We start from the raw sequence: 22,084 nt of genomic DNA, 5'->3' as shown, positions 1-22,084 counted from the left end.
GAGTATATTATTTGTAATACCTTATCGTTAACTTAGCGGAAAATGGCCATGTTTAAAATCATAACTGTAAGTGTGAAGAGTTTTTTTGCAGTATTGCTGACTATTTGTTTGTTTTGTGGTCAAAGCCAAGCTGCTTACGAACGTAATCAAGCCGTTCCAGTTGAAAAAGTGTTATACGGCCACATTGAATCTGTGAAGCATGTGACAGAGAAACAGCTAGTAGAAGACAGTCGAAGCGGTTGGAAAACCTTTGGCGGTGCATTAATCGGTGGTGTCATCGGTCATCAATTTGGTGGCGGTTCAGGTAAAGATGTTGCCACTGTTTTGGGGGCGTTGATTGGCGGTGGCATTGGCAGTCAGCACGGTAACCAACAATATTATCTTGAAACTAAGTTAGTTGAACTAATGATAAAGCAAGAAGATGGTAGCCAAGTTATGGTGATCCAAGATGCGGATCCGGGTATGAGTTTTACTGCCGGAGATGAGGTTAGGGTGGTTTACTTAACCGGTTATGTCAGGGTCGACCTAGCGATGTAAATATTCTCGATGTATTTATTCTCGATGTAATTATTCTCGATGTAATTATTCGCAATGTGAAAATGCAACTAAAACAAAAGGAGCCTAGGCTCCTTTTGTTTACACACTGTGGTCAATATTTGCTAACAATACTGTTTGATCTGTTGTTGCTAATAGAGATTAAAATCCACGCGGCAAGGTTTGATGACCGGTTGTGTTTTCGAGTTTTTTACGCCACAACTGCTTAGGCGTTAATCCGCCTGAGTTTAATTGCACTTTTTTACTCGGTTGTTTTTTCGCTGCAGTTTTTGCCGTTAACCTTGCAGCAGGCTTAATAGCTGCTTGGCGCGCAGTAGGTGCTTTTTTTACTGACGATGCAGTTAGTTGTGCATGCATGGATTCAAGTTCGCTAAAGCGCACTGATTTGCCGCCGTCAATTTTGTACCAGCTGCCAGCTTGCTCAATAGAAACTGCTTGTCCAGACTGCTTTTCAAGAGCCATTTGTAGTTGGCCGATGACCTCTTCTTTAGTCAATGTTGTCATAGTTAATAACCTATTTGTTATCATGTTAAATGAAGGTTGTTACTAATTTTAATGTGTGAAGGCTACAAAAGTCCAATTAGTGGCTTGAATTGTCGGTTTATCCCTCATAAAGTCCGATTTATCAGCGTTTATGACTGCTGTTGTTGAAATATTCGACAGTGAGTTACATTGAATTATTAAACTCATCTCTAGTGAAGGTATTGAATAAATAAGCTAAAATTAGCACGATACCGTTTATGATTCTGAGCAGAGGTTAATTAGTTAAATCCCTAAAAAATCGTACAACTCAGTGGCTGATTCGCTTGCAATTTAACAACGGATTGTAAGTGATAAACGGCCCATTATCTTCTGAGTTGACTTCAGAGGCTTCTATCCATTTTGTTAGGAAAATATTATGTCAACACATCATCAAGGCTCCTCTACCATTACTCGTCAAACGTTAGGGACATATTTAGACAGTTTTTTAAACGTGTCAGCCTTTAAAGACTATGCTCCTAATGGCTTACAAGTTGAAGGTAAGTCTGATATCCGCACGATTGTGACAGGCGTAACAGCATGCCAAGCATTAATTGAGCAAGCGGCGGCCGTTAATGCTGATGCTATTCTTGTTCATCACGGTTTTTTTTGGAAAAACGAGCCAGAAATTATCACTGGGATGAAGTATCGCCGAATTAAGGCATTAATGGACCATGATATGAGTTTATTCGGCTACCATTTACCGCTTGATGCCCATCACGGTATTGGAAATAATGCCCAACTAGCTTACCAGTTAGGGATTATTAGTCCTCGAGTATATGAACCAGTAGGGCAAGACTTACTCTGGCATGGTCATTTAGAGCATCCTTTAAGCGCCAGCGAATTGAGTCAATTACTGACTAAGGTACTTAAACGTGCACCATTACATATTGGTGATAACAGCAAGCCTATTTCAACCTTGGCTTGGTGTACTGGTGGTGCTCAAGACTATATTGATTATGCAGCCCAAATGGGAGTAGATGCGTTTATAAGCGGTGAAGTGTCAGAACGTACTTATCATGCAGCAATGGAGCAAGGGCTGCATTATTTTGCTGCAGGACACCATGCTACTGAACAATTTGGTATTCAGGCATTAGGGCAGCATTTAGCGAGTAAGTTTGATTTAACCCATCATTTTATTGATATCGTTAACCCAGTGTAGTGGATTAAAATACATCGCTAAATATTGGCCCGCACTTGTACTTGCACTTGTAATTGCAGTGTAAAAGTCGATATTAATTATTTACCCGATAAGGACCCCCAATGACAGAGTACTTTTTACAGGCTTTTATTTATCTCACCGCTGCAGTCATTGCTGTTCCGTTAGCGAATAAATTAGGCTTGGGTTCCGTGTTGGGATATTTGATTGCGGGTGTGGTCATTGGTCCTATTGTTGGTTTAGTGGGCAGTGAAACCAATACCATTCAACACTTCGCCGAATTTGGTGTGGTGATGATGCTATTTTTGGTTGGCTTAGAACTGGAACCCAAAATGTTGTGGGCGATGCGTAATCGTTTACTGGGGCTTGGTGGTTTACAAGTTGTGGGGTCGGTTGTGGTGGTAATGGCTTGTGCAATTTATGCGGGCTACCAACTGAGTATTGCATTAACGATAGGATTAATTTTTTCACTATCCTCTACCGCAATTGTGTTGCAGACCTTATCTGAAAAACGCCTCAATAAAACCCACGCCGGAAAGAACGCATTTTCGGTATTGTTGTTTCAAGACATCGCGGTCATCCCCATGTTGGCCTTTATTCCGTTATTAGCCTTACCTGAGTTAGTTGAGAAAGCCCAAGCTGCAGTTAGTAGTATGAGTGAACAACACGAGCAGTTAAGCCTAGTGGCCTCATTACCTGGTTGGGCATATGCCATTGTACTGGTGTTAGCTATTGGGGCTGTGGTGTTAGGTGGTCACTATCTCAGTAGACCATTATTTAAAATGGTCGCCGAATCAGGTGCTCGTGAAATCTCTACCGCAGCAGCACTTATGTTGGTCATCGGCATTGCGGCATTAATGAGTTTAGTGGGTATATCACCCGCATTAGGCACCTTTTTAGCAGGCGTTGTACTGGCAAACAGTGAATTTAAGCATGAGCTTGAAGCCAATATTGGTCCGTTTAAAGGCTTATTATTGGGATTGTTTTTTATCACTGTTGGCGCTGGAATCGACTTTACGGTTCTATTTGCTGATTTTGGTGAAATAATTGCAATCACCTTAAGTGTTATGCTGATTAAAGCACTTGTGCTGTATTTATTAGCGTTGATTTTTAGGATTAAGGGCAGTGATCGTTGGTTGTTTGCGTTATGTCTGGCTCAAGCGGGGGAGTTTGGTTTTGTATTACTGAGTTTCAGTGTTCAACAGCATGTTATTCCAACTGATCTGGCGCAGACTTTATCGATCGTAGTCGCGTTATCGATGTTTTTAACCCCAGGGTTATTTATATTATTCGATAAAGTGATTTATCCACGCTTTCAAGTGAAAAAAAATCAGCGTGAACAGGATAATATTGATGATGAGGGCACGGTGATTATTGCGGGTATTGGCCGTTTTGGCCAGGTGGTAAATCGCTTTTTAATTTCGAATAATATTAAAACCGTAGTGCTCGATTATCAGGTTTCACAGGTCGACGCTATCAGGCGTATTAATACTAAGGCCTATTTCGGTGATGCGACTCGTCCAGATTTATTAAAAACTGCTGGCATTGAACAAGCTTCGCTTTTTGTGGTGGCCATCGATAATAGAGAAAGTAGTGTGGAGTTAGTTAAATACTTACATCATACGTACCCTAAACTTAAGATTGTTGCTAGAGCATTTGACCGTGGTCATGGGCATTTATTAAAAGAGGCTGGCGCTGACGCGGTCGAGTCGGAAACGCATCATTCAGCTCTTGAACTCAGCTTGTCATCGTTACAGTTATTAGGTCATTCGGAAGAATATGTGTTGAGACGAAAAGCAACCTATAAGCGGGTTGAAAAAGAAGCTTCAAAACGTTTATACGATATGTGGTTGAAAGAATCAGTGGGTGAGCGTTTTGGTAACGATTTTATTAAACTGTTTATGTTATATGAAGAGCGATTAAAGCAGGCAATGGATGAAGATAATGCCACTCACCAACAAGATGTAGATATCCAGAACGAAGTTAATGCAAAGCCAAAATCAGATGTTGATGTTAATTCTAATCATTAATGCACTACTTTATACTTGTAGATTAATCACTTAATCACTGGTAGTGTTTTTCTGGATGTGTTTCTGTTGAAAAGACCGCCGAGGCGGTCTTTTTCTATGTATTTAACAGTTACTTAACGCGCATGCCAGGTTGAGCACCTTCATGGGGTTCTAGTATAAACAGATCTTTACCGCCAGGACCTGCAGCTAATACCATACCTTCTGAATCACCAAACTTCATTGTACGTGGGGCAAGGTTTGCCACCATCACCGTGAGTTTGCCAACCAAATCTTCAGGAGCATAAGCAGATTTAATACCCGCAAATACTTGTTTGGTTTCGCCGCCTAAATCTAATTCAAGACGCAGTAATTTATTGGCTTTCTCGATATGTTCCGCTTTGCTGATACGCGCAATCCGTAAGTCAATTTTTGCGAAATCTTCAAAGCTTATTTCTGGGCTGATAGGATCTTGCTCTAATTGATTAACGGCTTGTGTCGGCGCATCGGTTTTAGGTGCGTCCGTGTTACTGGCTTGCAAGTTCTCTTTAGAGGCATCGATGATAGCTTCAATGCTTTTGGGTTCGATACGCTGCATTAATGCTTTAAATGGCGCTATTTCATGACCTGATAAATCTTGGCCCAAATTGTCCCACGTTAAGGTTAACTGTAAAAAACCTTCAACATCACCGGCCAGTTTTGGTAATACAGGCTTGAGGTAAGTGACCAAGATTCTGAATAAGTTTAATGCATTACTGCAAACTTGATGTGCTTCATCTTGTTTATCGTCTTGCTTAACTAATTGCCAAGGTGCTGCGTCTGCAACATAGGCGTTAGCAATATCAGCTAATGCCATGATTTCACGCATCGCTTTGCCAAATTCGCGAGTTTCATATAATTCGGCAATCACTTCGCTTTTGGCTAAGAATATGTCGGTTAAGCTACTGTCGGTTACCTTGGCTAATTTTCCGTCAAAACGTTTGCCGATAAAACCTGCCGTTCGTGAAGCAAGGTTAACTAATTTACCGACTAAATCTGAGTTTACTCGTTGAGCGAAATCTTCTAAATTTAAATCCAAATCATCAATACGACTATTTAATTTAGCCGCGTAATAATAACGTAGGTATTCCGGATCTAAATTATCTAAATAAGTACGCGCTTTAATAAACGTGCCTTTAGACTTAGACATTTTTGAACCGTTTACCGTGACATAGCCGTGAGCATAAACACTGGTCGGTTTACGAATGCCAGCGCCTTCAAGCATTGCTGGCCAGAATAAACTGTGGAAATAAACAATGTCTTTACCGATGAAGTGATACACCTCAGCGGTAGAATCTAAACTCCAAAAATCGTCAAAGTTTAAATCATCACGCTTGTCACATAGGTTTTTAAATGAGCCCATATAACCGATAGGTGCATCTAACCAAACATAGAAAAATTTACCGGGAGCATCAGGGATTTCAAAACCAAAGTAGGGTGCATCACGAGAGATGTCCCATTGCTTTAGGCCTTGTTCAAACCATTCGTTAAGCTTGTTGGCCATTTCTTGTTGCAATGAACCTGATTGAATCCACTCTTTTAACATGCCTTCAAATGCTGGCAGGTCGAAAAAGAAGTGTTCGGTATCTTTCATTATTGGTGTAGCACCAGAGACTGCCGATTTAGGATTTATCAGATCGGTTGTACTATAAGTTGCACCACAGTTGTCACAGTTATCACCGTATTGATCTTCAGACTTACATTTTGGGCAGGTGCCTTTAACAAAACGGTCAGGCAAGAACATTAACTTTTCAGGGTCATATAATTGTGAAATGGTTTTGGTTTTGATGTAACCGCGATCACGGAGCTTTAGATAAATATCACTGGCCAAAATGCGGTTTTCGTCGCTGTGAGTACTGTGAAAGTTATCAAACTGGATATTGAAATCCACGAAATCTTGCTGGTGCTCTTTTTGCACTTGGGCAATCATTTCTTCTGGCGTAATGCCCATTTGCTGTGCTTTAAGCATAATCGGCGTGCCGTGAGCATCGTCGGCACAAATGTAGTGGCATTCATGTCCACGTAACTTTTGAAAACGTGACCAAATATCCGTTTGGATATATTCAAGCATGTGGCCTAGATGGATTGGGCCATTGGCATAAGGAAGGGCACTTGTGACCAGTATTTTACGCTGTGATTTTGTCATTTTGTCTCGATATCAAATTACACCAAAAATATTGCCTGATACTAACTGATTAGCAGACTTTTTTCACCAAAACATGACTTAAAAAGGCTTATTAGTCGCTATTTTTTTACCAAGTTCTGATACACTTGTGCAAATTTCTGGTTCGGAGTTGCCGTTTTGGTCAATACGCATACAAATTATCAATTAAGTGATGAATTATTGTCACCAGTGTTAGATATTTTAGAAGCATTTGAAGATCCTTATTTGCATAAAGGTTTGGTCAGTGCAGGATGTGTTACAGCATTGTCGATAGAAGGAAAACGCCTACAATTAGGCTTAGTTTATCCTTATCCGTGTATGACACAATACCGTGACACCGTGATGGCAATAACCAATAAATTGGCTGTTCTTGACGCCATTGATGAAGTGGAATGTGAAATTGATTTCCAACCACGGGTTTATTCAGCGCTGCCAGCCATTGCACCTATTCCTAATGTAAAACAAGTTATTGCTGTGGCTTCTGGTAAAGGCGGTGTGGGTAAATCAACCACCGCAGTAAACCTCGCATTAGCGTTAAAAGCTGAAGGCGCCGAAGTGGGTATTTTAGATGCCGACATTTATGGCCCGTCTATTCCATTGATGTTGGGCATTCCTAATTTTCGTCCACAATCGCCAGATGGAAAGCACATGACACCAGCATTGGTGCATGGCATTTCTGCGCAATCAATTGGCTTTATGCTAAGTGGTGATGAAGCTGCAGTTTGGCGTGGTCCTATGGCCGCAGGTGCTTTAGCACAGTTACTTAATGAAACGCAGTGGCCTGAATTAGACTATTTAATCGTCGATATGCCACCAGGAACTGGTGATATTCAACTGACATTATCGCAAAAAGTACCGGTTAGTGGTGCGGTGATAGTGACAACGCCGCAAGATATTGCTTTAGCGGATGCCAAGAAAGGCATCACCATGTTCAACAAGGTCAACATTCCAGTACTTGGGATTATCGAGAACATGAGTTTTCATCTTTGTCCTGAATGTGGCCATAAAGAACACCCATTTGGTACTCATGGTGGTAGTCAAATAGCGGAACGTTATAACGTACCATTATTAGGCTCACTGCCATTACACATCAATATTCGTGAATCAATGGACAATGGTACGCCGAGCGTGATGAGCGAACCAGAAAGTGAAGTGTCAGGGATATATCGCGAAATTGCCCGCAAACTAGGGGCAGAATTAGCACTTCAACAAGTACAATCAACCGTAAAAATTAGCATATCAGAAGACGAGTAAGGTTAAGAGATGAATTCTCAGCAGTGTGTCATTATTGGGATTGCCGGTGCGTCGGCTTCAGGTAAAAGTTTAATTGCTAAAACAATTTTTGAAGAATTGTGTCGTGATTTAGGAACAAATCAAATTGGTGTGATCAATGAGGATGCTTATTATCATGATCAAAGCCATTTGACGATGGAAGATCGTGTCAAAACTAATTACGACCATCCAAAAGCGTTAGACCATCAGTTATTAGCGTCTCATTTATCTCAGCTTAAACAAGGTGAGCCAGTTAGCATTCCATGTTACAGCTATACTGAGCATACTCGTATTAGCGACACGTTGACCATGCAGCCTAAAAAAGTGATTATCTTAGAAGGCATTCTATTATTAACCAATCCTAAATTACGTGACTTAATGGATGCCAGTGTGTTTATGGATACGCCATTAGATATTTGCTTTTTACGTCGGTTAACTCGTGATGTTGCTGAACGTGGCAGAACAATGGAATCGGTTATTTCACAATATAAACGAACCGTACGCCCGATGTTTTTACAGTTTATTGAGCCGTCAAAACAATATGCCGATATTATCGTTCCACGGGGCGGTAAAAACCGTATCGCAACTGATATTTTAAAAGCTAGAATTCAGCATTTATTGGCGAAGTAGCCTTATCTAGAAGAGAGTGCAGCATGCGTTTAACCGATATAGAAATTGAGCAATGTTTAGATAATGGCACCATTATTATCGATCCTCGCCCTGGTATTGAAGCCATTTCAGGAGTGAGCGTGGATGTACGTTTAGGCAGCCAATTTCGTGTATTTAAAGACCATACTGCACCTTACATCGATTTAAGTGGCCCTAGTGCAGAAATGCAAATAGCACTTGATCGGATCATGAGCGATAAAATTGAAATTGCTGATGATCAAGCTTTTTTCCTTCATCCTGGCGAATTAGCATTAGCGGTAACCTATGAAAGTGTGACCTTACCTGCAGATGTTGTAGGTTGGTTAGATGGTCGCTCATCACTTGCCCGTTTAGGGTTGATGGTACATGTGACCGCACATCGTATTGATCCAGGTTGGCAAGGTAAAATTGTACTTGAGTTTTTTAACAGTGGCAAATTGCCGTTGGCTCTTCGCCCTGGTATGACGATTGGTGCGCTTAATTTCGAGCGCTTAAGCTCTGCGGTTGCTCGTCCATATAACACGCGTAAAAGCTCGAAGTACAAAGATCAACAAGAGGCTGTGGCAAGCCGGATCAGCCAGGATAAATAATGGCACCAGTTTGGGTTAATCACGTTGAAAACGGACTCATAAATCCATTTGATCGTGGTGTTGCTTATGGTGATGGTGTGTTCGCAACCATGCGCACAGCATCAGCTGATATGCCCGCAGGGATCCTATTCCTTGACGGGCATATTTCTCGTTTGCAGCAAAGTTGCGAGCGCCTAAGTATTCAGTGGCATCCAAGCGACTTATTAATACAACAATTAATCCTACTCGCCCAACAATACCCACAACATTGTATAAAGCTATTGCTAACGCGTGGAGTCGGTGGCCGTGGTTATCAGGCTCCTTTGAGCGCAGACGTTACAGAAGTTGTGTCAGTGCATCCCATTCCTGAGCATTACCTTGATTGGCAGCAAAGTGGTATCTCGCTAGCATCATCACCCATATGTCTTGGCAGGCAACCACTTCTAGCGGGAATGAAACACCTTAACCGATTGGAACAGGTGCTCATAAAGTCACAACCTCTACCGAGTACTCATCAAGATTGGCTAGTGTTTGACTGTGACGGTAATGTGATAGAGTCATCCATGGCCAATATTTTTGTAGTCAAAAATGGTCATGTGTTTACCCCAGCAATAACCCATGCGGGCGTAAGTGGTGTGATGCGTGAGACATTAATTGATACTCTGCTCTGTCAGGGTTTCTCAGTTATGGCTACACAATTAACACTTGGTGATATTCAGGCCGCGGACAATATATTTATAACGAACAGTTTATTTGGCATTGTTGATGTAACTGCCATTGACGACTTTCAATTTAGCCATTGGACGCAAACACCGCGATTCAGGCACATTTTGAGTGTGAATTTATCATCATGATTAAAACCATAAAAACCTTTTTTTTAGCCAGTCTTATTCCTCTATTTACAGTATTTTGTCTTGGAGGATATTGGCTTGTATCTGGCTTAATCGCTTACCAAAAACAGCCATTACAGTTAACTGAAATTCAAACATTAACGGTTGAACCTGGTACTAGTTTGATTAAGCTTGCGCAACAACTAGAGCAACAATCATTGATTACCGATAGCTGGAAAGTTAAATATCTGGTCAAACTTGAACCTAAGCTTGCCCATATTAAAACCGGTTTGTATCAATTGATCCCAGGCGATACATTAGAAGCGTTATTAAAACGGCTGTACTTAGGCCAACAAGTGGTTTTCAGCATCACCTTAATCGAAGGTAAAACCATTGCCGAGTGGCAGCAAGCACTGACCACGACTGAGCATTTAGCAAAAAATACCGACGACTTTAACCAAGTGCTATTACAAAATGGCGATACCTCTGGTTTGCCTGAGGGTAAGTTCTATCCAGAAACATTCCATTATCATGCAGATGATAACTTACAGACTATTTTAAACCGCAGCTACACCATGATGCAGTTAAGCTTAGCGCAAGCATGGGAAGGGCGCGACCCTGATTTAGCATTATCATCACCTTACGAATTATTAATTATTGCGTCTATTATTGAAAAAGAAACGGGCAAACCTGAAGAGCGTGATTGGGTGTCTGCAGTGTTTAATAATAGACTTAAAAAAGGTATGCGTCTTCAGACCGACCCCACGGTAATTTATGGCATGGGTGAACGTTATAAAGGTAATATTACTCGTAAAGATTTACGCGAAGCAACGGCATTCAATACCTACAAGATTGATGGTTTACCGCCAACGCCTATCGCTGCACCAAGTCGCGCATCATTATTTGCCGCCGCTAATCCAGCCAAAGTAAATTACTTGTACTTTGTTTCACGCAATGATGGCAGTCATGTGTTTTCATCTACGTTGAAAGCCCATAATAATGCCGTAAACGAATTTCAGAGAAAAAGAAAATGACTCAACAGCAAGGCAAGTTTATTGTCATTGAAGGATTAGAAGGCGCTGGTAAATCAAGCGCGATAGCCCTTGTTAACGATATTATTAAGCAGCATATCGGTCAGGCTCCTGTGTGTACTCGTGAGCCGGGCGGGACTCCTTTGGCAGAAAAAATGCGCGATTTAGTTAAAATTGCCGATGAGACAGATCCATTATGCGATGAAGCAGAATGCTTACTTATTTATGCAGCGCGAACACAATTAATCGCCAATGTTATTAAGCCTGCTTTGTCTGCGGGTCAATGGGTACTTGGCGATAGACACAATCTGTCATCATTAGCTTATCAAGGTGGTGGCCGAGGGTTAATGCCATTAGTGAAAGCGGTCAGTGATGCTTGCTTACGTGGTTTTAAACCCGATCTCACTTTATATTTGGATATTGATCCTACGTTAGGCTTAAGCCGTGCAGCCAGTCGTGGCGAGCTTGATAGAATAGAGCAACAAGCGATTGATTTTTTTGAGCGAGCCAGACGAACCTACTTACAATTAGCGCATGAAGATGACAGCATTGTGGTGATTGATGCCAGTCAATCCATGGAACAAGTGCATAATGATATTGGTATACAATTACAACGCCATTTATCCACTCTTATGAGTGAGCAGTGATTGATATTAAAAGGGATAATGTGCCGACATGAGTGATTATCAGATTGACCAGCTGCCTTGGTTAGCCGATCCACATCAGCGTTTTGTTGACCAGCATTATCGAGGCAAAAGCAGTCATGCGCATTTGTTCAACATCGATAAAGCATTAGGGGGCGATAAGCTTGCTAAGGCCGCAGCGCAAACTGTGCTTTGCCAGCAACTCACTCCGGTTGGTGCTTGTGGCCAGTGTAAAAGTTGTTTGTTATTGGCAGCAGGTAATCATCCTGATTTATATATAATCGAACCTGATGGCAACCAAATTAAAGTCGATCAAATTCGTCAGCTCTGCCAAGCGTTAACCCAAACGGCTCAGCAAGGTGGCGCACGTGTAGCTATAATCGTTAATGCCGAACGCTTAAATTTGGCAGCGGCTAATGCATTATTGAAAACCCTTGAAGAACCTGGCGATGATGTTGTACTCATTTTGCAAACCAATACATCAGCCCAGTTACTAGCGACCATTACCAGTCGTTGTCAAACGCTTAATTTTGTTGAGCCAACTAAGCATGAAATCCATCAGTGGTTAGCGGCGCAGCAGTTGTTACCGCCAGCCAATGCCGATGGCAAAATCCATGATGTTACATGGTGTCTTAGTGTTGTTGGTGGTCCTCTTGCGTTAGCAAATAGTTTAACCAGTCAGCATTATCAACAACTGCTGACATTTCGCCAAGATTGGGCCCAAAGTTTACAAATGGGTCATTTAAGCAACAGTTTATTGAAGGTGTCTGAACAACAAATTGTTGATGCACTTAATGTTTTGTATTTGTACTTGCGCCAATATGTGTTAAAAAGTAATAAGCTAAAAACTGAAAACACGAGTCGTCAGTCATTAAATCCACTGGTTCAATCAAAAGTCATTGAACTTGCTGGGCGTGTGATGACCATGTGTCATAGACTTGAAACAATGCCGAGTGTGAACGCGCCAGCCTTGTGTCAACAATATGTGCTCACATTTAGACAGTTGACCCATTAAAACGTTTTTATATTGATTTTTAACCTGCTTATGGAAAGAAAATAATTATTTATGGTCGATCTTGTTGTTAATTACGATACATTACATAAACTTTATCGTGCTTATATGCCTTTTATTAAGCCTGCAGGTTTATTCGTTGCGACTACAGAAAGTCATTTTTTAGGCCAAGAGCTTACCATTGCTTATCGATTGCCTAATGCCACCCAAACAAACGAGTTTAAAGGCACAGTTGTATGGATTAATCCATTAGGTGCATCTGGTGGGCGCCCAGCGGGTATTGGGGTTAAAATTAAAACTGATGTTGAAAGTCATAAACATCATATTGAAAAATTATTATCAAGCGAACTTGCCTCTAGCGATTTGACCTGCACTATGTAGCTAGGTATTCTTGCGCATCTGTTTTATTTGTTAATGTAGTTGCGAAAGAATTCCCATGCTAATTGATTCACATTGCCACCTTGACCGCTTAAAAGCGGCCCCAGACTCAGCCAGTTTACAATTCATTATGGACAATGCCAAAGCTCAAGGCGTTGACTATCTATTATGCGTCAACGTTCGTCAGCAAGGCTTTGAAGCCATGCGAGATAAAATGTCTGCCTTTAATAATGTGTTTTTGTCTTCTGGCGTACATCCTCTCGATGTACAAGAAGGGTTGAATATTGAAGACATTAAACGTTTTGCACAAGATCCCAGAGTGGTTGCCATTGGCGAAACAGGCTTAGATTATTTCTATTCAAATGACACAAAAACCTTGCAACAGCAGTGCTTTGAACAACAAATTGCGTTAGCTGTTGAGGTGAATAAACCATTAATTGTACATACTCGCGATGCCCGTGAAGATACCATTAATATGCTAAAAGCAGGTCATGCCGACAAAGTGGGTGGCGTGCTGCATTGCTTTACTGAAAACTGGGAAATGGCCAAAGCCGCCATTGATTTAGGCTTTTATATTTCTGTTTCAGGAATTGTAACGTTTAAAAATGCAGGTGAATTGCGCAGTGTTATTCGCCAAGTACCAAAAGACCGATTACTGGTCGAAACCGATTCACCTTATTTAGCTCCGGTGCCGCATCGTGGCCAAGAGAATCAGCCTGCTTATGTTCGAGATGTTGCCGAATTTGTCGCAGAATTGCGCGGTGAAAAATTCGAAGAGTTAGCTCAATACACCACGGATAACTTTTTTAATTTATTTAAAGATGCCGCTAAGTTAGTTGGCCGCTAAATCAAATCTGCAGCTAGTTCAAGATTGAAGCTAATTCAATCCTGAGACTAACAGCAAATTATCTAATTTGTGGCTTACTTCGCGGCAATAAAGTTCTGATATGCCTGCTGTGCAGGCAAATAAAATAACGTTAGCGCAGTTGCTTAAATAATTGCGCTAACGTTACTCAAATACCACCATGAACCTATGACTTAAGCACATTTTAGGGCGTACCGTTGGTTGAAAAGATAAAAAAAGGCCCAAAACTATCCAATTGTTTTGGGCCTAGGGAAAGGGCTCGATTAAGAGCCTTGCGCTACTGTTGTGGCATCTTAAGATAGCTTAAAATGCCAAATACTGAGTCGAACATGAATTAACTATAGGCACTCAAATTGCGTTGTGCATAAAATTTAATTAATAATGTTGGTTTAGCACTCTGTTTTATCACTGTGTTTTATAGTAATTCATTGATAATTATGTTTTATATTCTTTATTCTTGCTCATCGAAATAGTGTAGCGTGCTATAGGCTCAAGTTAACGTTATCGCGGACCAAATCACGCGGTAAATTGTTTTTCAGTCTATGGCCTAAATGTTTTACAACCCCAAGCACGACTTTATGATAACTCACTAACATTTCGCCTTGTGGCATGATGGCTAACTGCTGCTGTGTCGGTTGATCAAAAGTGCTTGTAGCAATATCACGGCCCATTAAAAAATCTTGTGCTTGCGCCGCACTTAATTCCATGGTTTTTGCTGGATTATGCGCTGCTGCCGATAAAGCAATAACGGCTTCATGTTTAGCTTTGTAGCCTTTTTTCATCGCATCAGCGAGCTTAATGCCAATACGTTGAAAACGCATCTTGCCTATAAAAGGAATAAATTGGGCTGGAAACAACCAATATTCATCGTCACGCAACATGATCACGTCATCGCTGGGTAACTCGAGACAGAAGTTGTTTTGAAAGTATTGTGTTAATTCCACTTTTTGCTTTTCGTTTACGGGAGTAAAAGGAAAGTTTTTTTGTAATTTAGGCTGTTTTTTTACTCGCTCGACTGAGGCTGTTTTACGAATTTTAGCGACAAAAAATCCTTCGCTGTCGTAAATCTGTGGCCAAACATGTAAAAAACCTTCTTTAGTGCATGCTTTATCTGCACCATCAAATAACTCAGCAAGTGAAACAAACTCAACCGCATCGGGGTAAGTTTGCTGTAAGTGATAACAGATATGTTGGTTTTCTAACTGGCTTAGAGTACAAGTCGAATAGACTAACACTCCGCCTGGCTTTAACGCTAAAAATGCTGATTCGATAAGATCTTTTTGGGTTTCAGCAATCGCAGTAACATCTTCAATATCCCAGTATTTTAATGCCAAGGGATCTTTACGAACGGTGCCTTCGCCGCCACAAGGAGCATCCAATAAAATAGCATCAAACGATTCATATAAATATTCACCAAAGACTCGGCCATCAAAATGGGTTAGGGCGGTGTGGCTGGCCCCCATACGTAACACATTAGCGTGTAATACTTTAACGCGACTGGCAGAATATTCATTAGCGACTAATAAGCCATTGTTATTCATTAAGGCTGCGATTTGCGTTGTCTTAGAACCTGGTGCAGAAGCGACATCTAAGATTATTTCAGCGGCGGTACCATTATAAAATAATGCGGTCGGTGGCAGCATTGAGCTGGCTTCTTGGATATAAAATAGCCCTTGAATATGTTCAATGGCATTACCCAGTTGGATATCATCTTTACCCTCAATCCAAAATCCGTCAGCACACCAAGGTACTGGAGACAGTTGCCAGCCGGCTTTAGTCATGATGCTGACAAATTGTGCAGTACTGATTTTAAGCGTATTCACTCGAATGGATTTACGAAGTGGTTTATCACAATAGGCGATAAACTCTTCTAAAGCCAAGTGAGCGGGTAACTCTTTCTCAATGTGATTGATAAAGTTTATATTTAATTGGGCCATAATAAAAAACGATACATTATTGTTGCAGTAATTGAAGCGATCATATCACGGAATTGTACACCCTGTTTGGCAATGATTACTGTATATTGACGTTAATAAAACCGACTGGCTAATGGAGTGGTGTGTGCTAAATAGAGTGTGGTTATTATTTTTTATCATTGCTGCGTTGTCTATCTCGATTCAATTAGTGAATGGCAATGTCGATGTATTAAGCGAGTCGGTGACGGCATTGTTTGCCAGTGCTAAGTTAGCCGCTGACATCTCGCTTGGCTTAATCGGTGTGTTAGCGTTATGGATGGGCTTGATGCAAGTTGGTGAAAAGGCCGGTGTGGTGGGTTTGTTTGCCCGCATATTTGAACCTTTACTGTCTAAGTTGATGCCTGAGGTTCCTCGTGGACATGTCGCCTATGGCAGCATTAGCATGAATCTTACTGCTAATATGTTGGGACTGGACAATGCAGCAACGCCTTTAGGCTTAAAAGCGATACATGATCTGCAATCTCTTAACCCTGTAAAATCAGTAGCAACCAACGCCCAAATTTTATTTTTAGTATTAAATACTTCATCAGTAACATTAGTCCCTGTAACAGTCTTTCTTTATCGTGCCCAACAAGGTGCGGCTAATCCTGCGGATATCTTTTTACCCATTTTATTGGCCACAAGTGTTTCCACCGTTGTGGGACTATTGGTTGTCGCGTTAGTGCAGCGTATCTCGTTAATCAATAGTGTTATTTTGGCTTATGCTGCAACCATTATGAGTGTATTCATGGCCGGGATTGCTTATTTGGTGACATTATCCGCCGATGCGATAGGCCAGGTGTCTATGGTGTTAGGTAACGGTATACTGTTGTTGCTGATTTTAAGTTTTATTTTAGTCGCAGGTTATCGCAAAATTGCCGTGTATGACGAGTTTGTTGATGGCGCTAAACAGGGCTTTAGCCAAGCAATTCAGCTAATCCCTTATTTGCTGGCGATGTTATTAGCCATTGGGTTTCTTAGGGCTTCAGGGGCGTTAGATTATGCCTTACAGCTGTTAGCAAGTGGCGTGAGTGCATTAGGCGCCGATACGCGCTTTATTGATGCGATGCCAACCGCGTTCATGAAACCTTTTAGCGGTTCTGGTGCGCGTGCGATGATGTTAGAAACCATGAGTCATCACGGAGTTGATTCTTTTGCGGGCCGACTAGCAGCTATTTTACAAGGCAGTACCGAAACGACATTTTATGTGTTGGCTGTGTACTTTGGTTCAGTGGGGATCCGTAATGGTCGTCATGCACTAGGGTGTGGTTTAGCAGCAGATTTTGCAGGTATTAGTGCCGCCATCGGTGTGTGTTATTGGTTTTATGGTTAAACATCAATTATCGAAATTAATAATATAAATAAAAAGGCCGATAAATATATCGGCCTTTGTTTTTGTACTAATTGTATTATCTCTAGCTGAGGTTACTTAGTTTGTGTCGGTCGCCATTGTGCCCATTCATCTTGCATATTCTCATGCAATGGGAAACGTTCGGTTGCATTGATACTGTTACTGTCTGATGTTGTATCTTGGGTCGCAAATGCTATACCACCGGCGAGTATCGTTTCTAATGAGCCTGTTTCTAACTGTGCACCCGAAAATAAACCGACGTCTAATTTAATACCAGAGGCATCCCAAAACTGGCTAGTCTGGTTGATTAAGTGACTATATTCAGCATTTACATGGGCAAACAACGTAATTTCAATTCCTGAGTCATCCAACCTGTATCCATCAATTTGTCCGACTTTAATTCCGCGGAAAAATAGCGGTGTACCGACCTTAATAGAACCTAGTTGATCGTCTACTAATTGGAATGCTAATGCATCTTTAGGTACGGTAGCCTCAAAGCTCGAGTGAGGTTGGGCAACAAAATTATCAATAATTTCTGTGCTGTTACCTGGGATAACACCAATATAAGGACCCGTTAATAGTGTTTCTGGGGCATTAATACCCGCTAAAGAAATTTGTGCATCGACGATAAAAAATTCAGTGTCACTGGCACTAAAATGGTTTACGTAATGGCCATAGATATAAGCTTGTGCATTCTGAGTGTTTAAATCTTGATTTAGTTTAACCTGTGACACTTCACCAATTTTATGCCCTTGATAGCGAATAGCCGCTTTTTCTGACACTTTAGTACTCACAGGCAGAGTGAGGTTGATGACTTTAGCCTGCATGAGTGCGAGTGACTTGTTATCATATAATCGTAGATTAGGTTGATTATTTTCAGTATCAACTCTGTCGTCTATATGTCCAAGGGTAATACTGCCATTTATTGCACCTTTCAATGGTGCAACATTGATATCGACACCGGCTAAACTGGCATTGATGGCTACAGCGTCATTACGCCAAAAAACCGTAGTGGGCTTAATTAACGGAACAAATTTATTGTCGATATTGATATCGATATTAAATTTATCCGTTTTAGCTAACCAATTGACTTTATTCACTGAGCCTATTTGCATTTTTTTGTAATAAATTGGCGAGCCTTCAGCTAAGTCGGCACCATCAATACTAGTTAAAGTAAAGGGTGTCAGCTGTTGTTGAGCGTAAAGCGTTTGGGCCGATTCAATTGATTCGTGCAGTGTTAAAGTACTATTAGCCGAAAGCAGCATTTCGCTGTTACCCGGAATTAAGCTAATAGCGCCTTCCAACATCGTAGTGAGGTCGCGAGTTTTAACATTAACGCCCTCTAGTGAAGCATTAATGGCTATGGCACTTTCAGGAACAAAGAAGCTTCCCTTAGTCAGCAAACTCTTAAACTCTGGTTGAATTTCAATGTTATATTCAACAGTTGAAAAGTCTTTACTTAAACCAATACTGGTTATCTGCCCAATAGGCAATTGTTTATATCGCACTTGCGCGCCATTACTGACACCTGTGTGAGTCGTGGCAACTACCGTCAATTTAAGTTTGTCTTGACTGAGCAAATCGGGAGCATGTGATGCCAATTCAAATTGCATCGCCTCTTCGGTTATTTGAGTGCCTGGTAAGACATTAATAACACTGCCAGTAACCAGTCTACTGATATTTTTGACACCTTTTAATGATAACTCGGCACCACTTATCCAAAATTGGCTATCGTTGGTAATTAATGCTTTGTAATGATGTTCAACCCGAGCAATAAGCTTCACTCCAGTGTCGGTTAAGGTTACTTTTTCTATTTCACCAATAACGATACCGCGGTAGGTGATGGCGGTGCCTTCATTAACATCTTCACTGCTAGATGCAGTTAAATCAAAATGAACACCTCCAATAGCGGTAAGCTCATCCTCATATAGGTTGTAAACATCACCATTTTGGGCCTTTTCAGTGTAGCTGCCGGTATCAAAGCTGATGCCGCCGGCCAAAATAGACGCGATACTTTCAGTGCTGACTTTTATCCCCGCTAAAGAAGCATCGATTTTCAAGCCCGATACATTCCAAAAATGGGAGTCTTTATTGACTAAATGGGCATATTGTTCTTGAACAAATGCGCTGATAATTATTTGTTTATTTCCGTCGAGGCGATAACTGACAATGCTTCCGACAGGTGCTTGACGGTAAAATACAGGCGAGCCAACATCAATCGAACCCAGTTTAGGGGATTTTAGTTCGATCATCAGTCCTTCACTGCCGGGGAGTATCGCAGGCGCTTCACGTTGTGCTTCAAATACGGTTGCAGAGCGGCCATCACCAGGTTGAAGAGCAATATAATTACCAGAAAATAACGTATCGAGTCCTTCAACTCCGGTAATACTTGCTTTAGGTTTTACTAACCAAAAAAGGGTGTTTTTATTGAGGAAAGGGTCGGCACGGTAATCCATAATAACTTTAACGTTTACCCCTTTTAGATCATCGTCAATACCAATGTCAGTGACTTTACCTACCGTCAACCCTTGGTATTTTACCAACGTTTTGCCGATATCAATACCCGTAGCACTAGGGAAATGTATTAATATTTCAATGCCGGATTCTTTAATGCTTTTGACCCCTAACCAGGCACCTAATATCAAAGCAACAACCGGTAATAACCATATTGGCGAGAATAACTTTTTCTTCACAATTTTAGGCGATTCAATTTGTGTCATCAGTGTTTTCCAAGCGGTCCCAAAGTAATCGAGTATCTAACACTTTTGCTGCGACTTGCGTTAGTAAGATAACTAACGCAAATGCTGTCGCGGCAGGTGCAGGTTTTGCGTCTAATAATTGCCCCATATTAACTAAGGCAACTGTTAATGAAATAACGAATAAATCGAGCATAGACCAGCGGCCGATCCATTCAATAATGTGAAACCCAACCATTAATTTTCTTTTTGATATTGGTAAGTTAAAACTAATAGCCGTCAAGTAAGTCGCTAAGCCAATAATTTTAAGCCAAGGTACTAAAATACTGGCAGTGAAAACAATGATAGCAATCGGAAACATACCGGTTTTGACTAAATGACTAATGCCACTAAAAATGGTGTCATTGGTGACCACTCCGCGATTAGTTAACAAGGTAATAGGGTAAATATTGGCGACAACAAGTAAAATTGTCGCAGTAACTAATAAAGCCCAACTTTGTTGGATGCTGGCATAATTACGGCTACTTAATTGACTAAAACAACGTCGACAATGACTGTTACTTGTGACGTTAAGTTTGCGACAAACAGGGCATAAACATAAGCCAATTTTCTTGCCCTGAATATGAGGTAAAACCTCAGTTTTCGGCTCGTTATCGGTATTCGCAGTTTGCTTAGTGCTGTCCACTATATGTTCATTGGATGGTGTAATTGGAGTACTAGGCATCTACATAACTCCACATGTGTTCTAGATTATATTCACGTTGTAAAAATAATATGATGATAAACAACATTGTAAAACTGAATGTTCCCATACCAAAATACACATCGGAAAAGTCTGATAACTGAAAGGCCGACACGAGAAAACTGATGACATAAATTTCTAACATGGTCATTTGTGATATCAAACCATGATTTTTTAACAATGTAGTGTAGGTTCTTTGCCAAAATGAGTTGTGCAGTTTTAATTTTACAATTACAACTTGAGCCATAATTGACAAAATCAATAACCCAGGCGCGATAACTGCAGCAACCATTACCGCTAGGCCTACAACACAATATCCTTCGGCCCAAACCGTCACAGCAGCTTGCAGCACCGTAGTGGTTCGTACACTGCCAAGGAAGTGGATTTCGAGTACTGGCAATAAATTAGCAGGAATAAAAATAATTAACGCCGCAACGCATAACGCTAGCATGCCATTAATGGAGCAATAAGGTGAATCATAGAGCGCCGTGTGGCAACGCGGACAAAGCGCACGGGCACTTGAAGGCAAAGCTCGTTTTCTCACTGCCAAATCACATGATTGGCATAAAATTATAGAATCATGATCATCAAATTCATGCATGAAGAATTAATCTAATCCATAGTAAAACACATTATTGGGTAGCGAAGAGTCAAACCTCTCTGCTTGGCCTTATATTGGCAGAAAAATGAGTTAATTGTTAAATAATCTCGATTTTCTTGTGCTTGATAATATCAGAATAATCAGAACACTTGCATCATAAGTTAACTATGTGAGATTCTATGCACTGTATATAAAAACAGTGAGGATTACATCATGGCAGTGATAACCCAATTTGTCGTGGTCAGAGAAGGGGTGGAAAAGATGACATTTATATCGAAGAAAGAGGCTGATGCCTACGATAAGATGCTCGATATTTCCGATAACCTAGTGCCATTTCTTATTAAGGCAGACCTCGGACTTGATGAAAATAAATGCGAACAGCTGGCATTTTATCTAGCAAACAATAAAGATGAGCTTTCTAACTTGCTAAAAGGCATCGTACAGGTTAAAAACGCTCCTACAGCGAAAACTAAAAAGACTACGGCTAAAACTACATCTGCAGAATAGTCGTATTCATCACTCATTCTTCGATTGAGTGTCAGCTTAAGGAATGGACATGAAAACCGAATTTTACCAAACATTAAATCGTCAAGCACAAGCTTTACTTGAAGGCGAAGATGATTTGATTGCTGCTATGGCAAATTTTTCAGCGTTGCTAAATGACAACCTAGAAGACCTAAATTGGGCAGGTTTTTATATTAAGCGTGGTGAACAATTAGTCCTTGGACCATTCCAAGGTAAAGTGGCTTGTACCCGTATCAATATCGGCAAAGGTGTTTGTGGCACTGCCGCAGCAGAAAATAAAACCCAACGAGTTGCCGACGTTCATCAATTTGATGGCCACATTGCATGCGATTCTGCCAGTAATTCAGAAATCGTGATCCCTGTTAGGCAGGGTAATGAGGTTGTGGCAGTGTTAGATATTGACAGCCCATTACTGAATCGATTCGATCAAGATGATCAAATTGGTTTAGAAAACATGGTAAAAAGTTTCGAAACTTGCCTATTTGGTTAAATAGCGAACAAATTAGATTAAATCATGGTCGCA

General features: G+C 40.9%; 21 protein-coding genes. 15 read left to right on the top strand and 6 right to left on the bottom strand.

Annotation, left to right across the window (positions count from 1 at the left end; all coding sequences use genetic code 11):
* The first annotated feature begins 48 nt into the window (after positions 1–48).
* Entirely contained in the window at positions 49–537 is a 489-nt protein-coding gene (locus AAEY97_RS04475; protein ID WP_502959385.1) for an outer membrane lipoprotein, read from the top strand.
* Positions 538–696: 159 nt separating this feature from the next.
* On the opposite strand, the gene AAEY97_RS04470 is transcribed toward AAEY97_RS04475, so the two are convergent.
* Complete coding sequence (locus AAEY97_RS04470) at positions 697–1,059, bottom strand: hypothetical protein (RefSeq protein WP_350996884.1); 363 nt, start codon at positions 1,057–1,059, stop codon at positions 697–699.
* Between the two features lie 424 nt (positions 1,060–1,483).
* Between AAEY97_RS04470 and AAEY97_RS04465 the strand changes: the two genes are divergently transcribed.
* Positions 1,484–2,236, top strand: a complete 753-nt coding sequence (locus tag AAEY97_RS04465; protein ID WP_350997096.1) for a Nif3-like dinuclear metal center hexameric protein — start codon at positions 1,484–1,486, stop codon at positions 2,234–2,236.
* A gap of 101 nt (positions 2,237–2,337) precedes the next feature.
* Positions 2,338–4,263, top strand: a complete 1,926-nt coding sequence (locus AAEY97_RS04460) for a monovalent cation:proton antiporter-2 (CPA2) family protein (protein ID WP_162023294.1) — start codon at positions 2,338–2,340, stop codon at positions 4,261–4,263.
* Between the two features lie 109 nt (positions 4,264–4,372).
* Here AAEY97_RS04460 and metG read toward each other — a convergent pair whose 3' ends face one another.
* Positions 4,373–6,424 (bottom strand): methionine--tRNA ligase, encoded by a 2,052-nt coding sequence (gene metG / locus AAEY97_RS04455; protein WP_350996881.1) that lies wholly within the window; start codon positions 6,422–6,424, stop codon positions 4,373–4,375.
* A gap of 156 nt (positions 6,425–6,580) precedes the next feature.
* Between metG and apbC the strand changes: the two genes are divergently transcribed.
* Genes apbC through AAEY97_RS04410 form a run of 9 tightly spaced genes read left to right on the top strand, consistent with a single transcriptional unit; the run spans position 6,581 to position 13,673 of the window.
* Positions 6,581–7,696, top strand: a complete 1,116-nt coding sequence (gene apbC / locus AAEY97_RS04450; protein WP_101086968.1) for an iron-sulfur cluster carrier protein ApbC — start codon at positions 6,581–6,583, stop codon at positions 7,694–7,696.
* 9 nt (positions 7,697–7,705) lie between these two features.
* Entirely contained in the window at positions 7,706–8,344 is a 639-nt protein-coding gene (gene udk, locus AAEY97_RS04445) for a uridine kinase (RefSeq protein WP_101086969.1), read from the top strand.
* A 23-nt stretch (positions 8,345–8,367) separates the two neighbouring features.
* Positions 8,368–8,952 (top strand): dCTP deaminase, encoded by a 585-nt coding sequence (dcd, locus tag AAEY97_RS04440; protein ID WP_101086970.1) that lies wholly within the window; start codon positions 8,368–8,370, stop codon positions 8,950–8,952.
* Complete coding sequence (gene pabC / locus AAEY97_RS04435) at positions 8,952–9,785, top strand: aminodeoxychorismate lyase (protein WP_350996878.1); 834 nt, start codon at positions 8,952–8,954, stop codon at positions 9,783–9,785. Before dcd ends, pabC begins: the two co-directional genes overlap by 1 nt.
* Positions 9,785–10,795, top strand: a complete 1,011-nt coding sequence (gene mltG / locus AAEY97_RS04430) for an endolytic transglycosylase MltG (protein WP_392343636.1) — start codon at positions 9,785–9,787, stop codon at positions 10,793–10,795. The genes pabC and mltG overlap by 1 nt, the downstream gene beginning before the upstream one ends.
* Complete coding sequence (gene tmk / locus AAEY97_RS04425; RefSeq protein ID WP_350996874.1) at positions 10,792–11,439, top strand: dTMP kinase; 648 nt, start codon at positions 10,792–10,794, stop codon at positions 11,437–11,439. The genes mltG and tmk overlap by 4 nt, the downstream gene beginning before the upstream one ends.
* A gap of 28 nt (positions 11,440–11,467) precedes the next feature.
* Positions 11,468–12,451 carry a DNA polymerase III subunit delta' gene (gene holB / locus AAEY97_RS04420; protein WP_350996871.1) on the top strand — a complete coding sequence of 328 codons (984 nt, stop codon included), beginning with the start codon at positions 11,468–11,470 and terminating at the stop codon, positions 12,449–12,451.
* 51 nt (positions 12,452–12,502) lie between these two features.
* A complete protein-coding gene (locus tag AAEY97_RS04415) occupies positions 12,503–12,829 on the top strand; it encodes a PilZ domain-containing protein (protein WP_059743855.1) in 327 nt (108 codons plus the stop codon).
* A 55-nt stretch (positions 12,830–12,884) separates the two neighbouring features.
* Positions 12,885–13,673: a TatD family hydrolase gene (locus AAEY97_RS04410; RefSeq protein WP_101086975.1), complete on the top strand. Its 789-nt coding sequence runs from the start codon at positions 12,885–12,887 to the stop codon at positions 13,671–13,673.
* Between the two features lie 500 nt (positions 13,674–14,173).
* On the opposite strand, the gene rsmF is transcribed toward AAEY97_RS04410, so the two are convergent.
* Positions 14,174–15,628, bottom strand: coding sequence for a 16S rRNA (cytosine(1407)-C(5))-methyltransferase RsmF (gene rsmF, locus AAEY97_RS04405; protein WP_350996867.1), 1,455 nt, complete (start codon positions 15,626–15,628; stop codon positions 14,174–14,176).
* Between the two features lie 124 nt (positions 15,629–15,752).
* Here rsmF and AAEY97_RS04400 point away from each other — a divergent pair, with 124 nt between their 5' ends.
* Entirely contained in the window at positions 15,753–16,979 is a 1,227-nt protein-coding gene (locus AAEY97_RS04400) for a spore maturation protein (protein WP_350996864.1), read from the top strand.
* Positions 16,980–17,071: 92 nt separating this feature from the next.
* Here the strand turns inward: AAEY97_RS04400 and AAEY97_RS04395 are convergent, their stop codons facing one another.
* From AAEY97_RS04395 to AAEY97_RS04385, 3 genes are read right to left on the bottom strand one after another with little or no spacing between them, the layout of a single operon-like run.
* The gene (locus tag AAEY97_RS04395; protein ID WP_350996861.1) at positions 17,072–19,717 is read right to left on the bottom strand and encodes a PqiB family protein; all 2,646 of its coding nucleotides are present in this window, start codon (positions 19,715–19,717) and stop codon (positions 17,072–17,074) included.
* Positions 19,704–20,417, bottom strand: coding sequence for a paraquat-inducible protein A (locus tag AAEY97_RS04390; protein ID WP_350996858.1), 714 nt, complete (start codon positions 20,415–20,417; stop codon positions 19,704–19,706). The genes AAEY97_RS04395 and AAEY97_RS04390 overlap by 14 nt, the downstream gene beginning before the upstream one ends.
* On the bottom strand, positions 20,410–21,036 hold the full coding sequence (locus tag AAEY97_RS04385) for a paraquat-inducible protein A (protein ID WP_350996855.1): 627 nt from the start codon (positions 21,034–21,036) through the stop codon (positions 20,410–20,412). Before AAEY97_RS04385 ends, AAEY97_RS04390 begins: the two co-directional genes overlap by 8 nt.
* Positions 21,037–21,249: 213 nt before the next feature.
* Between AAEY97_RS04385 and AAEY97_RS04380 the strand changes: the two genes are divergently transcribed.
* Positions 21,250–21,543, top strand: coding sequence for a YebG family protein (locus AAEY97_RS04380; protein WP_101086979.1), 294 nt, complete (start codon positions 21,250–21,252; stop codon positions 21,541–21,543).
* A 49-nt stretch (positions 21,544–21,592) separates the two neighbouring features.
* Positions 21,593–22,051, top strand: a complete 459-nt coding sequence (gene msrC, locus AAEY97_RS04375; protein ID WP_101086980.1) for a free L-methionine (R)-S-oxide reductase MsrC — start codon at positions 21,593–21,595, stop codon at positions 22,049–22,051.
* The last annotated feature ends 33 nt before the right edge of the window (positions 22,052–22,084 follow it).

Source organism: Shewanella sp. TB7-MNA-CIBAN-0143 (assembly GCF_040310065.1).
Classification (GTDB): domain Bacteria; phylum Pseudomonadota; class Gammaproteobacteria; order Enterobacterales; family Shewanellaceae; genus Shewanella.
This window is presented reverse-complemented; position numbering and strand designations above follow the sequence as displayed.